Raw genomic sequence first — 15742 nt, 5'->3', positions numbered from 1 at the left:
TTAAAAGAGAGGTTATAAATGATAACTAATAATCTAGTTCCTACCGTAATTGAAAAAACAGCTGGCGGTGAGAGAGCTTTTGATATTTATTCAAGACTACTTAAAGAGCGTATAGTTTTTTTGAATGGTGAGGTAAACGATCACTCAGCTAACCTTGTGATTGCGCAACTGTTATTTCTAGAGTCAGAAGACCCGGATAAAGATATTTATTTTTATATAAATTCTCCTGGTGGAATGGTTACAGCTGGAATGGGTGTTTATGATACTATGCAGTTTATCAAACCTGATGTAAGTACTATATGTATTGGTTTGGCTGCTAGTATGGGATCACTTTTGTTAGCAGGTGGCGCTAAAGGTAAAAGATATAGTCTACCAAGCTCGCAAATTATGATACATCAACCTTTAGGTGGCTTTAGAGGTCAAGCATCTGATATTGAGATTCATGCAAAAAATATCTTACGTATTAAAGATAGACTAAATAAGGTTTTAGCACATCATACAGGTCAGGATTTAGATACTATCATTAAAGATACTGATAGAGATAATTTTATGATGGCTGATGAAGCTAAAGCGTATGGTTTGATTGACCATGTGATTGAATCTCGCGAAGCAATTATTAAATAATTAAAGGAAGTCAACTTAATAAAATGGCTAAAATTCTATATTGTTCTTTTTGTGGTAAATCACAACAAGAAGTCAAAAATATTATCTCAGGAAGAGATGGAAATATTTGTAACGAATGTGTAAGTAAATGTGCAGAAAAAATTCGTAGTATTGGTAACACTGCTGCGGAAGATATCTCATTTGAAAAATTACCTAAGCCAGTAGAAATCAAAAAATATTTAGATGATTATATTATTGGTCAGGATAATGCTAAAAAAGTATTGTCAGTAGCTGTATACAATCATTATAAAAGAATTACATCTAACCCAACAAAAGATGATGATACTGAGCTTAAAAAGAGTAATGTGCTGCTAATAGGTCCAACAGGGTCAGGTAAGACATTATTTGCTCAAACTTTAGCAAAGTTATTAAATGTACCTTTTGCTATTGCTGATGCTACGACTCTTACTGAGGCTGGTTATGTTGGTGATGATGTTGAGAACATAATTGTTCGACTTTTACAAAATGCTGATTTTGATGTTGCTAAAGCACAAAAAGGTATTATCTATATTGATGAAATAGATAAAATCGCACGCAAATCAGAAAGTACATCAATAACACGCGATGTCTCTGGTGAAGGTGTGCAACAGGCATTATTGAAACTTATCGAAGGTACTGTTTCATCTGTGCCTCCTAAAGGCGGTAGAAAACATCCTAATCAAGATATGATTCAAGTAGATACTACAAATATATTATTTATCTGTGGTGGGGCATTTGCCGGTATCGAGAAAGTTGTTAAGCACAGAATGGATAAGGTTAGTATTGGTTTTAACGCTGATGTTATTCAACAAAAAAATAGCTTAGATACCGATAAACTAATGCAAAAAATCGAAAGTGAAGATTTAACTAGATTTGGTCTGATTCCAGAATTGATTGGTCGTTTGCCAATAGTTACAGTTCTAAATGAACTTAAAGAGGAAGATTTAGTTAGAATCCTTACAGAGCCTAAAAATGCTTTGATTAAACAATATATTAAGCTGTTTAAGTTTGATGATGTAAGTATTGAATTTACTGATCAAGCTTTTGTTGAGATAGCTAAAAAAGCAATAGCTAAAAAAACAGGTGCAAGAGGGTTAAGAACTATTTTAGAAAACGTACTTCTTGAAGTGATGTTTCATGTACCTTCATCTGAAGATATTGAAAAAGTTATTATCAATGATAAAGTAATTCTAGAGCAGCAACAACCAACCTTAGTGACAAAAGCACAACAGCAAAAACAATTAAGAGATATAATTTAAAAATTTACAGGAGGATGTAAGTTTATGTCAGAAGCGCTAAATGTCGTTCCTGTTATTCCTTTAAGAGATGTTGTTATTTATCCATCGATGACTCTTCCACTAAATGTTGGGCGTAAAAAGTCAATAGAGGCAGTTAAACAGGCATCAAATAATTATAATAACTATATTCTGCTAGCTACACAAAAAAATGGTTCTAGCCGTGGTGATGTTGTAGACAATATATACGATATTGCAACTCTTGCTAAAGTTGTTCAGATAATGAAACTTCCTGATGGTAGTCTGAAAATAATAGTTGAGGGTATTGCTAAAAGACTAGTAGCTAAGTATGAAGATATTGATGGTTGTATCTATGCAAATTTAGATAGTTTACATATTGATGATAACTATGATCCTAGCCATGTCGATAAAGAGCTAAAAGCTATTTTACTATCAGTTTCTGATTCACTTAAAAGGTTTGTTGATATCAGCGGTAGAGTTTCAAAAGAGTCTTTAGCTACACTAATAAATACAGAAGAGCCACATAAATTTATTTATGAAATAGCTACTATTCTTAATACAGATATAGCTAAAAAACAGAAAATCCTTGAAGCAACCGATATAAAAAATAAGGCTTTACTATTGCTTTCATATCTTTATGAAGAGCTAGAAATACTAGAGCTAGAAGCTAAGATCAAAGATAGAGTCAAAACACAAGTTGATAAAAATCAGCGTGAATACTATCTAAATGAGCAAGTCAAAGCTATATATAAAGAGCTTGGTGAGGCTGATGAAGAATCAGAAGTGACTGCTTTGAAAAAAAGAATTGAGCATACTAAGATGTCTAAAGAGGCAAAAGAGAAATGCTTAAAAGAGCTTAAGAAGCTTAAAGCAATGCCACCTTCTTCTTCAGAGTCAGCTGTTTCGAGAAACTACATTGAAACTATACTTTCTTTACCTTGGGGTAAAAGAGCAAAAGTTAAAAGAGATATTAATCTTGCTGAGAAAGTTTTAGAAAAAGATCATTATGGTATCAAAAAAGTTAAAGAAAGAATTCTTGAGCATCTAGCTGTTCAGATTAAAAGAGATAGCAATACCAAAGCGCCAATTTTATGCTTAGTGGGACCTCCAGGAGTAGGTAAGACATCTATAGGACAATCAATTGCAAGAGCAACAGGGCGTGAGTATGTGCGTATGGCTTTAGGTGGGGTACGTGATGAGTCAGAGATTAGAGGACATCGTCGTACGTACATAGGCTCTATGCCAGGTCAAATTATCCAGAAGATAATTAAATCAAAAACAGAGAATCCGCTTTTCTTATTAGATGAAATTGATAAAATTTCATCTGATTTTAGAGGTGATCCATCTGCAGCGTTGTTAGAGGTACTTGACCCTGAGCAAAACAGTACATTTAATGATCATTATCTTGAGATAGATTATGATTTATCAAAGGTAATGTTTGTTGCAACAGCAAACTCACTTGATATAGATCCAGCATTACGTGATAGATTAGAGATTATCAACTTATCTGGCTATACCGAAATAGAGAAGCAAGCTATTGCAAAACAGTATTTAGTACCTAAAGCACTAGAAAATAATGGTTTGGCTAAGGATGAAATTAATTTCACACCAAAAGCTATACTTGATATTATCAGGTATTATACGAGAGAAGCTGGAGTAAGAAATTTACAGCAAAAAATAGATGGTGTTTGTCGTAAAGCGGTTAAAAATATCTTAAAGGATTCAAATACTGGTAAAATTTCTATTACACAAAAAAATCTCGAAAATTATCTTGGTGTACATCAGTATGATTATGGTGTTAAAAATGCTAAAGCAAAAGTAGGTCAAGTTACAGGTTTAGCTTGGACATCAGTTGGTGGAGAGCTTTTGACTATAGAAGCTCTGGCAATGCCAGGAAAAGGTAAAGTCAAATATACTGGTAGTCTTGGTGATGTAATGAAAGAGTCTATAGATGCTGCTTTTAGTGTAGTACGCTCAATGTCAAAAATCTATAAGCTAGAAGATGATTTCTATGAGAAGAAAGATGTACATATACACGTTCCTGAAGGAGCAACACCAAAAGATGGTCCAAGTGCTGGTATTGCGATGACAACGGCTTTAGTTTCTGTATATACAAACAAACCAGTTAGAAATGATGTGGCAATGACAGGTGAGGTAACACTCCGTGGTGAAGTGCTAGCTATAGGTGGTTTAAAAGAGAAGCTTTTAGCAGCATTAAGAGGCGGGATTAAGGAGGTTTTGATCCCAAAACAGAACGTTAAGAATCTAGCTGATGTTGATAAAGAAATCCTAGAAAAACTCGAAATAACCCCGGTAAGTAGTATAAAAGAGGTTTTAGAGAGAGTTTTTTGATATTTAACTGTTGAAACACTGCATTTTTAGTGTTATAAAGTAAATTGACACTTGTCAATTGTATAAAAATAAAGGAGTTTAAAAACATGAACAAGAGTGAATTAGTAAGTGCTATAGCTAAAGAAGCAGATGTTACTAAAGAAGTTGCTAGCAATACTCTAGATGCTACTATTGCTGCAGTAACTAAAGCTTTAAAAAGTGGTGATAGCGTAACTCTAGTAGGTTTTGGTACTTTTCAGGTAAAAGAAAGAAGTCCTAGAGAGGGTAGAAACCCAAAAACTGGTGAAACTATTAAGATTCCTGCTTCTAAAGTTCCTAGCTTTAAAGCTGGTAAAGGTCTTAAAGACGCTGTAAAATAATAAAAAGTTACAAAAAAGTAATTTTTTTAAAGGCATGCTTAACGGTATGCCTTTTTTTTATCTATAATATTTACAAGTTAATTAAATTAATCATTAATTAAGGTCGATAAAAATGTTACAGTCTTTTAATGATAGACTCAAAGGTCCTTTTACATGGATTGTGGTTATCTCGATAAGCTTTATTTTTGTAATTTCTGGAATGACATTCTTTTTTACAAATATTGGTAGTAGTCGAGCATATGTTGCTAAAGTTGGTGATAATGAAATAAGCTCACAACAATTCCAACAATATGCCCAAAGTGCTACTACAGATATACAAAAGAGAGCTATTTTGTCTCAAATGATAGATCAGTATTTAATATTGGCTGATGCACAACGCCATAATATTGTAGTATCAAAGCTAGCTCTTCAATCAGCAATATTTACTAATCCAATGTTTTTTGATAAAGATGGTAAGTTTTCTGCTGATAAGTTAAAACAGGTCGTGGCTTATTTAGGTGGTATGGATAGATTAGAACAGATGTTAACTCAAAATATTCAAGCTACAATAATTCCTAAAACTATAGTAGATACATCTCTTGTTACAGATTATGATACTAAATCACTTGCAAGTATATACTCTGTCAATAAATATATAGACTATTTCAAGGTTTCTCCAGCTGATTTTAAATCACAAATTAAACCAAGCCAACAAGATTTACAAAGCTATTATGATGTTCATAAAAATGAGTACATAACACCAGCACAAAAGACAATTAGTTACTTTATAATTACAAAAGATAATTTTGTGCCTAAAAATAAAATTGGTGAAGATGAAATAAAATCATATTACGAAGCACATAAAGAACTCTTCAAAGATTTTGATGATAATACGAAATCTACTATTCAAAAGATAATTCAAAATAGGCATGCCTTAGAGCAATTTAATGAGTACACACAAAATGTTGATAGTATTAAATATGCTAAATTAGAGAAACAACTTGGCAAAGCTAAAACAGCTACAATTGTTGATAATAATGATATGACAATTAGTAATGTTGCCAATAGCCAATTTTTTACAAACTCAGATAAGTACTCAAGTATTACTATAGCTGATAATCAGCTTTTGGTTTATCAAGTAGATAATTCAACCAAAGCAACTCAGCAAAAACTAGCTGATATTAAAGATACAATTTCAAAGGCGTATATTGAGCAAAAGTCTCAACAACTTGCATTACAGCAGGCTCAAAACCTTTTAAATGATTTAACTAGTGGTAAAAAAATAGATAAGAGCTTTAAACAAGCCACAATAAATATTGATTCACAAGCTTTTGACAAAGATTTTAATAATTATGTAATGTTTAATAGCAATAATCAATATCATGATTATAAGGCTGCTAATGGTGATATTTATATCTATAAAGTAACTAAAGTTGAGCCATTCACAGATAAAACTACTCGAGTACCTAGTCAAGTTATTGATGCATATAAACAAGAAGAACTAAACTTTTATTTACAGGTAATTAAGCAACAAATTCCAATTCAAATTAATTATAAAAATATCTAAATGAGTAAATTAATCTATGGTTTGGCTGGACCAACAGCTTCTGGTAAAACTTCACTGTCAATATCATTAGCTAAGAAAATTAATGCTGAGATTGTTAGTGTTGATTCATCTCTTGTTTATAAGGGTATGAATATTGGTACAGCTAAGCCAACTTTACAAGAGCAAGATGGTATTAAGCATCATCTTATAGATATTATCGAGCCAACTGAGAATTTCTCTGTTGCTGATTTTATAGCAAGTGTTAATAGACTCAAAAAAGAGATTTGGGCTAGAAGAAGAGAGGTCTTGCTTGTTGGTGGCACAATGCTCTATTTTAAGGGTTTGATTGAAGGGCTATCATCTTTACCTGAGTCACAAACTGAGATAAGGCAATCTCTTGAATTAGAGAGAAAGGCAAAAGGACTACGATATCTTTATCAACAGTTAAATGAAATGGATCAAGAATCTGCTCAGAAAATTAATCCTAATGATCAGCAAAGAATCTTTCGTGCTTTAGAAGTAATTATGATAACTGGTAAAAAATACTCTGAGCTTGTTAAAACATCTAAAATTGGTGGATTAGAGGAAGAATTGAAATTATGTGCTTTGGTACCAAATGATAGATCAATTCTACATAAAAATATTGAAGTCAGATTTAAACAGATGCTTGATCAAGGATTTTTAGATGAGGTCCAAAATTTACGTAAAAATCCTAATCTTACTAAAGAAACTACAGCTATTAGAAGTGTTGGTTATCGCCAAGCTTGGGAGTATCTTGATGGTGATATTAGTTATGATGAATTTGTTGAAAAAGGGATTGTAGCTACACGCCAGCTTGCAAAACGACAGCTAACTTGGATACGTAATTGGCAGAGCCCTATAAATATAGTTGCTATGGAGAGTAAAACTAAAGAGTTAGATATTTTAAATATATTTTGGTCATAAATAAAATTTGCTGATAACTCTAAATATTGTTAGAATATACGCGAAGTTTAATTGTTAAACTTGATAAAATAATAACTATAACAAAATAATTAAAAGGAAGTGAGACAATGTCAAGAATATCATCTTTACAAGATCCGTTCTTAAATGCTTTAAGAAAAGAAAAAGTTAGCGTATCTGTATATCTAGTAAACGGGATTAAATTACAAGGTCAAGTAGAAGCTTTTGATCAATTCTGTATCGTGCTTAGAAATACTGTCAATCAGATGGTTTATAAGCATGCTATATCTACTATAGTTCCAGCTAAAAGTGTAAGAATGGTTTATAGCTCTTTTAATCCATATCACCAAAATTCTAATGATGAGCAAGATGAGAATGTAGATGATATTCATTCTGACGATCTTGAAATTCAAGAGAATGAAGATAATATTCACGAGTAATATTTCTTTTCTTTTTTCTTTAATAGTTCCATTGTGGAGTAATATTAATTGATGGAATTTTTCCAATCGTATCAAGCAGGTAGTAAGTGCTTGCTTGTAAATATAAATTTCAAGTATCATCGTGACTTAAATGCTGACTTGACTGAGTTAGAAGGCTTGGTTATGGCAGCAGAAAAAGTTGTATTGCAAAGTTTAGACTTTAATCATCCTGAGCCAGATATCAAATATTTCTGTGGCATGGGTAAAATCGAAATGATTAAAAATAAACGCGATGAACTAGAGGCAGATTTAGTTGTTTTTAACCATCCTTTAACTCCTTCGCAAGAGCGTAATATTGAAAAATTTCTTGAGTGCAGAGTTATGGATAGAACTAGATTAATTCTAGAGATATTTTCATTACGCGCTAAAACTTATGAGGGTAAACTTCAGGTTGAACTTGCACAGCTTAACTATCAATCAACGCGCTTAGTCAGAGGTTGGACTCACCTAGAACGACAAAAAGGTGGTATTGGTGTGCGTGGTGGACCTGGTGAAACACAGCTTGAGATAGATAGACGTTTAATTAGACAGAGAATTAAGCAGATTACGCAAAAACTTGAGAAAGTAAAGCATCATCGTGATTTAAGTAGATCTTCACGTAAGAAAAATAACATTCCAACTATTTCATTTGTAGGATATACAAATGCAGGTAAATCAACTTTATTTAATAAAATCACAAATGCTGATGTCTTAGCTAAAGATCAGTTGTTTGCAACTTTAGATCCTACTTTGCGCAAAGTAATTGTACCTAAGCTCGGTGAGGTTATATTCTCAGATACTGTAGGATTTATCAAAAATTTACCACATAACTTAGTCGAAGCTTTTCACGCTACTTTAGAAGAAGCTATAGAATCTGATCTTTTGGTACATGTTATAGATTATGCTGATGAGGATCATAAAAGTTACATTGAGCAGGTTGAAAAAGTACTTAGTGAAATTGGTATAGCAGACAAAGAAACGATTTGTGTCTATAACAAAATTGATAAGTTAGAAAATATCAATCCAAGTTTTGTGCCGCTGGAGGATTCTGATAATAGCGTAGTTGCTAGAGTATATTTATCTGCACAAAATGGAGATGGTTTAGCGGAGTTTTACCAGGCATTAGCTACGTTTTTTAATAAAACATGGATTAATCAAACTCTAGATTTACCACCTAAATACTCAAAAGTCAGAGCTAAGATGTATGAGCTTGGTGTTATTGATAAAGAAGAGATTTCGGATCAGGGTAATTATCTATTACAAATAAAAATATCACAAGATGATTTCGAGAGATTTAAAAGAGAGCTTGGTTTAGATTTAGAAAATTTCTTCGTTAAATAATTTTTAAGGTTATTTATACTCTGGAACTTCAATTGGATCATTAAATATCCCAGCACCGATAAATTTAGAAATAACAGGAGTCGAAGATATTTTGACAGTGATAGTTGATAAGTATTTTTTGAATATTTCATCAGAAGCAGCTACAGATAGATTTGATAGACCTACTTTTTGTTTTCTAGCTATGATATCTTTTAGTCTATTTTGCCATTGCTCAAAAGCAATATGATAATCGCCTTTTGCCTTATGTAATTCACCTGCTAAGATATAAGCTTCAATAATTGCAAATATACTACCTAATCCGATTAATACTGAAGGACAAGCTGCTGAATCACCAACTAAAGCGACTCTTCCTTTGTACCAAGTATCCATTTTTATCTGGCTTACTTTGTCAAAATATATTTCATCAACATCAGTTAGCCTCGCTAAGATGTCCGGAGTCTCCCACTTAAACTCTTTAAACGCACTAACTAACCTCAGTTCGATAATTATTTGATGTCTAAATATTTATAATTATTGATTTTAATTGGATTAATAATAAACTGAGCCAAAGTAGCCATAAGATGAGTAAAAGCATTGTTTATAGATCTATGTCTTGTATGCCACAAAGTTAGATTATTTTTGAGATAATCAAAAATAGTCTCAATGATGGATCTCTTAGCTAACATAGTTTTTTCAAATCTAGATCTAGGAACTTTTTTCATATTCTTTTTTAAAGTGGTTATAAGCTTTAAGCCTTGTTGCTCAAGTAGTTGAGCTTTATCTTTAGAAATATAACCTCTATCACCAAATACTAATCCTTTAAGTCCATGACATAATTTAGTCAAGAAACTCCTATCATCTTTATTTCCTGGGCTAATATTGATATTAACAATTTCACCAATATGGTTAGTCAGTAAATGAAGCTTGAAACCAAAGAACCATCTAGTACTAGTCTTACCTTTAGCTGCTAAACCCTTAAACACCTTGTGTCTTGACTCTCTTAAATTATGACAAACAGGTAATTTAGTAGCATCTATACTGTATATTTGCCACGGTTGCTTGATATAAATGCTATTAACGGTGACATTGCTATATCTATTAATTCTACAAAACGGTTATAAGATGGAGCTGTAGGAAAGTAATGTTTCCAGTAAATTTTTATAAACTCAACATAGTAAGTTTTAAAATCTTTATATCTAACAGCTTGATACATGATCAAAATAGTCATTATTTCACTTAAAGTTAAATTTGGCTTGCTTCCTACTTTTTTCTTTTTGTAATTAATTGACTTGCTTTGTAATTTTTTATGATAAATAATACAAAAGTCGTCTATACGACAAAAGGTTAAGATAAGCTGATCTATCATTATTAGTGGTTTTTTAACGGTTTTCGCTTATTTTAACCTAAAAATATTCTCGAACCTTTAGTTTACAATACTTTTAATTCCGAACTGAGGTTAGTTAGCTTAAATGCCATTATTTCACCCTTATCATTGATAATAAGATGTAACTTAAAACCATAAAAATATCCCATTGTAGATTTTGATTTTAAAGCTAAGTTTTTAAATGTCTTATTCCTGTTTGCTCTTTTGATGTGGCACACCTCAATTGGTGTGGAGTCAACAAAATATATACCTGTCTTCTCACCTTTAAACGGTTGAGATAAGTAACATATAGATAACTATGTATAAAACTAATATGCATAACACTGTTCCACGGAGCAATTATGTTTTCTGATATATGCTTTTTTCTCAGACCATTTACTCTCTATTGGATTTAAATCTGGTGAGTATGGAGGTAAAAACTCTATAATATGCCCTGCATCACGAATCATTTTTAACATATCTATATTTTTATGGAATGTAGCATTATCCATTACTATAACAGTTGTAGTTTTTAAGATAGGTAATAAGAAATGTTTTACCCAAGTTGTAAACACAGTCGTATCAATATTGCTTGTAAATAGTCCAACAGCAAATAATACCTTGCCAATCAAAGCACCTATGACATTGGTTCGACCTCTAGCTCCCCAGTTGCATACCCCATAACATCTTTGCCCTTGTGTAGAGTAACCATGAGTTCGGGGCATATCTAAGGCATGACCAGATTCATCAAGATAACATATAGGTAACCCTTGATCTTTATAAGATTGAATCTTATTCCTGAATAATTCTCGCCTCTCTTCGTCTACTTTGGGGTGAATTAGAGTTTTTTTATATGTAATATTTAACTTTTTAAGGTTATAGCTTATACAAAACTCACTTACGACCAACCTAGTAGCTCTTTCTTGTAAATAACTATCAGGATAATCTATAACGTCTTGTTTTAGCTTATTCATATCAAGTTTTGTATTAGGTTTATTTCTAGTGCCTTTAGGAAGATTCCCTTTTAACCATTGTTGGATACTTCTAACACTTATATTAAATTTATCAGCCAAGATTAGAAAACTCATACCCTCTGATTTTAACTTTAATACCTTCTTTATAAAGTGATGTGAATAGGCCATAGCTTAAATAAAAAATAGTATACTACTTTTATTAATAGTTAGCTATAGTGGTAGCAATGCAGACTTTTGAAGCTCGACAAATCTATTGTAGCTAACGAATTTAGGAAACTCTTTCTTCATATATTTACAAATATAAAAAAGATAAAAACTTTTAAAATTTCTATAATGGCTTTGATGAAACATTATCAAAATTGTCAAAACTTCACTAAGAGACATAACACTTTCTCTATTACGCTTCCTTTTGAGTAATAATTTACTTTTATAAAATGGTACAAATTCTTTACAAAAATCATTAATAAAACAAAAAATAGTTTCAACTTCCATATCTAAAATATTTTTTGCAAAAGTATATTTTATTTCGACCCTTAAGTCGAACTCAGGTTAACTAATAATTGTTTTTTTTCTGCTAGCGTTGATGGAAAATTATTAACCAATGATGAATCTAGTATGAACATTATAAGAGTTTCATTTTCATCTAAGCAAACTCTAGCAACTTGTTGTTTATCACCTACGCTAATTGCATAAGTATATTTCTCATAATGATTGTAGTTTTTAAGAGAAAGCACAGCTACATACTTATCTAATTCATACTCTTGATATTCTGATTTATCAAATATTAAACTACGTATATGTGAGTGTAAACCATCAGCCCCTATGACCAAGTCAAAGTCTTCTTATGTACCATCACTAAGTTGAACAGTTATTGTTTTGTCTTTTTCTTCTACCTTATTTATAGACGTAGCAAATCTTATATCTATATCTTTACAGGCTTTATATATAGTCTCAGCTATATCTCCTCGTTTGACACTTAGGAATTCACCATAGTTATCAGTAATTAAAGAGGAGATATTAACCTTTGATGATCTTCTACCATTTTCATCAAAACAGTGAATATTTTTGATTTGGTATGATTTCTCTTTTAGCTGATCAAAAAGCCCCATTTTTTTCATTATTTCACAAGCGGGACCCCAAAAATCAACAAGATAGCCACCATTTCTTAAGCTCAGAAGCTTTTTCAAAAAGTGTTGGCTCAAAACCGTACTTTCTTAACCACCATGCTAAAGTTAATCCAGATACGCCTGTACCATTGATTGCTATTTTTTTCATTTCTTACTTCCCTAACAAATAGTCTTACTTTAGATTTTAGAGTTATATCTACACTTATTCAATACAGCTTTGCCATGCATTTGTTAATTATTTACTAATAGTCCAAAAAATATAGAATTTTTTATATATAATAGTTAATGCGTGAGTTAAAAATACTTTATAAAGTCTATAGGAATGATAGTTTATGATTAAAAAACTAAAACAAAAATGGTTTTGGAGTAAGAATTCGGAGCAGGGACCACCGGATTTAGAAGAAATGATTAAAAGATTCTTTGGCAAGAAGAACAAAACTGATAATGATGATAATGAGAGCATTTATTCAAAAAATGCTAATAAAAGTAAATCAACATTTAACAAACCACCAGTTGCTAAAATAGTTACAATAATAGTAGCTTTGCTTATAGTTGCATGGGTTGGTTTTGGTTTTTATGTTATACAACCAGCTGAGCAAGCTGTAGTACTTAGACTAGGTAAGTTTTCTAAACTAGTAGAATCTGGTCTACATTGGCATCCTTTAGGTATTGATAAGGTTTATAAAGAAAATGTCCAAGAGTTGAAAACTATTTCTCTAAAGCGTGATATGCTGACATCTGAGGAGAATATTGTGCATATCTCTTTTACAGTTCAATATCGTATTGCTGATTTGGAAAAATACTTATTTGCTAATACAAATCCTACCTTATTATTACAACAAGCACTAGAAAGTGCAGTTAGACAAGTAGTTGGGGAAAATAAATTAGAGCAAATATTAACTACTAATCGTACTGTAATCACTCAGCAAGTTAGAAAAGAAATGGAAGCATTACTAGAAAAATATAATTCAGGTATTTATGTCAGTGAAGTGATAATGCAACCAGCCCAAGCCCCAGATGCGGTTAAAAGTGCCTTTGATGATGTGATTAAAGCGCGTGAAGATCGTGAGAGAGAGCAAAATGAGGCTGAAGCATACGCAAATAGAGTAGTACCAGTAGCGCAAGGTAATGCTCAAAGAATATTAGATCAAGCTAATGCTTATAAACAAAAGATTGTTCTAGAAGCCCAAGGTGAAGTTGCTCAATTTGAACAATTATTACCGATTTATAAACAATCTCCAGATATCGTAATGAATCAAATGTACTTTAACACTATCTCAAATGTACTACAGCATAATAAGATATTCTTGATAGATGGTGATGGTGCTAAAAATATTTTCTATGGTTTAAGTGATACACAAAAACAAGCACTATTATCAAATACGCAAGGAGGAAATTAAGATGAGTAAATTCCTAAAAATATTCTTAGTGCTTGTAGTAGTCTTAGCTATAGTAGTATTAAGCACAAAATTTATTGTCAAACAAGGCTCAGAAGCAGTTATTCTAAGGCTTGGGGAGCTTGTAAAGGATAAAAATGGTAAAGCTGTAGAGTATGAACCAGGTTTACATATTAAAATTCCATTCATAGATACAGTCAAAATATATGATATGCGTAATCGAGTTTTAGAAGCTGATTCTGCTCGTGTAGTTACTAAAGAGCAAAAAGATGTACTGATTAACGCCTATGTGATTTGGAAGATAAGTAATAACAATATTTCTACATTCTACACAAGTACTAGCGGTAGTGTTGATCGAGCTGAGACATTATTAAAACAATTCTTAGAGTCTTCTTTAAGAGCAGAGGTTGGTAATAATGATATTCAAAGCTTGATTAATAACAATCGTGATAAGTTAATGATTGCTTTAACTAAGAGTGTCCAACAGCAAGCTAAGCAAATTGGTGTAGATGTTATCGATGTCCGAGTTAAGCAGATAGATTTACCAGATACAGTTACTGACTCTATCTATCAAAGAATGAGATCTTCACGCCAAAAAGTAGCTGCTTCTATTCGAGCAGAGGGTAAGCAGTTAGCTGAGAAAATAAAAGCCGCAGCAGATGCTAAAGTAACAGTTACACTCGCAGAAGCAGAAAAAGAATCTAAAACTATAATGGCAGAGGCAGATGCCAAAGCAGCTAAGATTTTTACCCAAGCTTATTCTAAATCAGTACCATTGTATGAGTTTCTAAAGAGTATGAACTCCTACAAAGAAAGTTTTAATGGTAAAAATGAAGTAGTATTTATGCTTAAGCCTGATAGTAAGTTTTTCCAGGGTTTTAAATTAGAACCAAATAGTAAACTTGCTGAAGATATGAAGGAAGCTAAATAAATGAGTAAAGTAAAAGTACTTTTTGTATGTAAAGGCAATATTTGTAGATCGCCTACTGCACATGGTATTTTCCGTGATATTGTTAAACAGCATGGCTTAGAGAGTCACATTTATATAGCATCATGTGGTACAAGCTCACGGATGTGGGGGCATGAAGGACATGGTGCTGACATACGCACATTAGAAATGGCTAAGAAATATGATTGTGATCTTTCAGACCAGGTTTCACAGCAGTTAGAAGAATCTGATTTTGCAGAATATGACTATATTGTTGCAATGGATCAAGAAAATATTGATACAATGAAAGAGATGTTTCCAAAAGCTGATTTTTCAAAAGTCTCAAGGATGTTAGAATATGCATCTAATATTGGTTTGAATGATGTACCAGATCCATATTTTGAAAACAATTTTGAAAAAGTTTTTTTGATGATAGATACAGCATGTCAAGAGCTTTTTAAAAAGATAAAGTTAGAGTATAAGTTATGAACTATAGTAAAGCAAAATATATAATGGGAGCAGCAAAGGTTTCACAACTTCCTGAGGATACTGGAGTAGAAGTTGCTTTTGCAGGGCGTTCAAATGCCGGTAAATCTAGTGCATTAAATACTCTTACAGATCAAAAAGGTCTTGCTAGGGTAAGTAAAACACCTGGAAGAACACAGCTTATAAACTTATTCGATTTAGGTGATAATAAGAGGTTGGTAGATTTACCTGGTTATGGTTATGCCAAGGTTTCAGAAACTATTAAGCGCCAGTGGCAGAGTGAGATGGAGAACTATTTGACATCTCGTAAATGCTTAAATGGTATAGTACTTTTAGTAGATTCACGTCATGAGTTAAAAGAATTTGACTCTCTAATGATAGAGATGGCGATATCTTTTGGCTTGAACTTACATATATTACTAACAAAGGCTGATAAGTTAAATAACAAAGAACGAGCTCAAGCAAATAGAATGATAGAAAGTTTTCTAAAAACCTTTGTTTCTACAGATAAAATATCATATCAACTATTTTCATCACTTACTAAGATGGGACTAGATAAGTTTAAAGAAAAGCTTAATACTTGGTATCAATAATACTCTAGTATACCTAATTT

Annotated in this window: 13 protein-coding genes and 5 pseudogenes; 12 read left to right on the top strand and 6 right to left on the bottom strand. The window is 32.0% G+C overall.

Going from position 1 to position 15742, the window contains the following annotated elements:
- Positions 1-18 precede the first annotated feature (18 nt).
- From clpP to hflX, 8 genes and pseudogenes are all read left to right on the top strand, one after another.
- Entirely contained in the window at positions 19-624 is a 606-nt protein-coding gene (clpP, locus tag FSC454_RS06115) for an ATP-dependent Clp endopeptidase proteolytic subunit ClpP (RefSeq protein WP_014548128.1), read from the top strand.
- A gap of 23 nt (positions 625-647) precedes the next feature.
- On the top strand, positions 648-1901 hold the full coding sequence (gene clpX, locus FSC454_RS06110) for an ATP-dependent Clp protease ATP-binding subunit ClpX (protein WP_066047415.1): 1254 nt from the start codon (positions 648-650) through the stop codon (positions 1899-1901).
- 24 nt (positions 1902-1925) lie between these two features.
- On the top strand, positions 1926-4250 hold the full coding sequence (gene lon, locus FSC454_RS06105; protein WP_066047417.1) for an endopeptidase La: 2325 nt from the start codon (positions 1926-1928) through the stop codon (positions 4248-4250).
- 86 nt (positions 4251-4336) lie between these two features.
- Positions 4337-4609 (top strand): HU family DNA-binding protein, encoded by a 273-nt coding sequence (locus FSC454_RS06100; protein WP_014548131.1) that lies wholly within the window; start codon positions 4337-4339, stop codon positions 4607-4609.
- A 112-nt stretch (positions 4610-4721) separates the two neighbouring features.
- Positions 4722-6155: a peptidylprolyl isomerase gene (locus FSC454_RS06095; RefSeq protein WP_066047420.1), complete on the top strand. Its 1434-nt coding sequence runs from the start codon at positions 4722-4724 to the stop codon at positions 6153-6155.
- A pseudogene (gene miaA / locus FSC454_RS06090) lies at positions 6156-7083 on the top strand (tRNA (adenosine(37)-N6)-dimethylallyltransferase MiaA).
- Between the two features lie 103 nt (positions 7084-7186).
- Positions 7187-7516, top strand: coding sequence for an RNA chaperone Hfq (hfq, locus tag FSC454_RS06085; protein ID WP_014548134.1), 330 nt, complete (start codon positions 7187-7189; stop codon positions 7514-7516).
- Positions 7517-7567: 51 nt separating this feature from the next.
- Positions 7568-8875 (top strand): ribosome rescue GTPase HflX, encoded by a 1308-nt coding sequence (gene hflX, locus FSC454_RS06080; RefSeq protein ID WP_014548135.1) that lies wholly within the window; start codon positions 7568-7570, stop codon positions 8873-8875.
- Positions 8876-8884: 9 nt separating this feature from the next.
- On the opposite strand, the pseudogene FSC454_RS06075 reads toward hflX, so the two are convergent.
- The 6 genes and pseudogenes from FSC454_RS06075 to FSC454_RS06050 all read right to left on the bottom strand — a co-directional run.
- A pseudogene (locus FSC454_RS06075) lies at positions 8885-9346 on the bottom strand (Rossmann-fold NAD(P)-binding domain-containing protein); the annotation flags it as partial.
- Positions 9347-9360: 14 nt separating this feature from the next.
- Positions 9361-10220: pseudogene (locus FSC454_RS06070) on the bottom strand (IS982 family transposase).
- 92 nt (positions 10221-10312) lie between these two features.
- Positions 10313-10504, bottom strand: a pseudogene (locus FSC454_RS06065) (transposase); the annotation flags it as partial.
- Between the two features lie 42 nt (positions 10505-10546).
- A complete protein-coding gene (locus FSC454_RS06060; protein WP_071794746.1) occupies positions 10547-11359 on the bottom strand; it encodes an IS630 family transposase in 813 nt (270 codons plus the stop codon).
- A 42-nt stretch (positions 11360-11401) separates the two neighbouring features.
- Entirely contained in the window at positions 11402-11683 is a 282-nt protein-coding gene (locus FSC454_RS10240; protein ID WP_197456252.1) for a hypothetical protein, read from the bottom strand.
- A gap of 56 nt (positions 11684-11739) precedes the next feature.
- Positions 11740-12466: pseudogene (locus FSC454_RS06050) on the bottom strand (FAD-dependent monooxygenase); the annotation flags it as partial.
- Positions 12467-12650: 184 nt separating this feature from the next.
- Between FSC454_RS06050 and hflK the strand changes: the two are divergent.
- Genes hflK through yihA form a run of 4 tightly spaced genes read left to right on the top strand, consistent with a single transcriptional unit; the run spans position 12651 to position 15722 of the window.
- Complete coding sequence (gene hflK / locus FSC454_RS06045) at positions 12651-13718, top strand: FtsH protease activity modulator HflK (protein WP_066045421.1); 1068 nt, start codon at positions 12651-12653, stop codon at positions 13716-13718.
- A gap of 1 nt (position 13719) precedes the next feature.
- Entirely contained in the window at positions 13720-14646 is a 927-nt protein-coding gene (hflC, locus tag FSC454_RS06040; RefSeq protein WP_066045423.1) for a protease modulator HflC, read from the top strand.
- Complete coding sequence (locus FSC454_RS06035) at positions 14647-15132, top strand: low molecular weight protein-tyrosine-phosphatase (protein WP_066045425.1); 486 nt, start codon at positions 14647-14649, stop codon at positions 15130-15132. It begins immediately after the preceding gene.
- Positions 15129-15722, top strand: a complete 594-nt coding sequence (gene yihA / locus FSC454_RS06030; protein WP_066045427.1) for a ribosome biogenesis GTP-binding protein YihA/YsxC — start codon at positions 15129-15131, stop codon at positions 15720-15722. The genes FSC454_RS06035 and yihA overlap by 4 nt, the downstream gene beginning before the upstream one ends.
- Positions 15723-15742 lie beyond the last annotated feature (20 nt).

It is taken from the genome of Francisella hispaniensis FSC454 (genome assembly GCF_001885235.1).
Lineage (GTDB): Bacteria > Pseudomonadota > Gammaproteobacteria > Francisellales > Francisellaceae > Francisella > Francisella hispaniensis.
Note: the sequence above shows the minus strand (reverse complement) of the source record. Positions and strands in the feature narration are given on the sequence as shown.

What these genes read in the sequence shown, in the direction of transcription:
- hflX (WP_014548135.1), top strand. Translation starts at nt 7,568, where the DNA reads ATGGAATTTTTCCAATCGTATCAAGCAGGTAGTAAGTGCTTGCTTGTA.
- clpP (WP_014548128.1), top strand. Translation starts at nt 19, where the DNA reads ATGATAACTAATAATCTAGTTCCTACCGTAATTGAAAAAACAGCTGGC.
- FSC454_RS06100 (WP_014548131.1), top strand. Translation starts at nt 4,337, where the DNA reads ATGAACAAGAGTGAATTAGTAAGTGCTATAGCTAAAGAAGCAGATGTT.
- FSC454_RS10240 (WP_197456252.1), bottom strand. Translation starts at nt 11,683, where the DNA reads ATGGAAGTTGAAACTATTTTTTGTTTTATTAATGATTTTTGTAAAGAA.
- FSC454_RS06035 (WP_066045425.1), top strand. Translation starts at nt 14,647, where the DNA reads ATGAGTAAAGTAAAAGTACTTTTTGTATGTAAAGGCAATATTTGTAGA.
- hflK (WP_066045421.1), top strand. Translation starts at nt 12,651, where the DNA reads ATGATTAAAAAACTAAAACAAAAATGGTTTTGGAGTAAGAATTCGGAG.
- hfq (WP_014548134.1), top strand. Translation starts at nt 7,187, where the DNA reads ATGTCAAGAATATCATCTTTACAAGATCCGTTCTTAAATGCTTTAAGA.
- yihA (WP_066045427.1), top strand. Translation starts at nt 15,129, where the DNA reads ATGAACTATAGTAAAGCAAAATATATAATGGGAGCAGCAAAGGTTTCA.
- clpX (WP_066047415.1), top strand. Translation starts at nt 648, where the DNA reads ATGGCTAAAATTCTATATTGTTCTTTTTGTGGTAAATCACAACAAGAA.
- FSC454_RS06060 (WP_071794746.1), bottom strand. Translation starts at nt 11,359, where the DNA reads ATGGCCTATTCACATCACTTTATAAAGAAGGTATTAAAGTTAAAATCA.
- hflC (WP_066045423.1), top strand. Translation starts at nt 13,720, where the DNA reads ATGAGTAAATTCCTAAAAATATTCTTAGTGCTTGTAGTAGTCTTAGCT.
- lon (WP_066047417.1), top strand. Translation starts at nt 1,926, where the DNA reads ATGTCAGAAGCGCTAAATGTCGTTCCTGTTATTCCTTTAAGAGATGTT.
- FSC454_RS06095 (WP_066047420.1), top strand. Translation starts at nt 4,722, where the DNA reads ATGTTACAGTCTTTTAATGATAGACTCAAAGGTCCTTTTACATGGATT.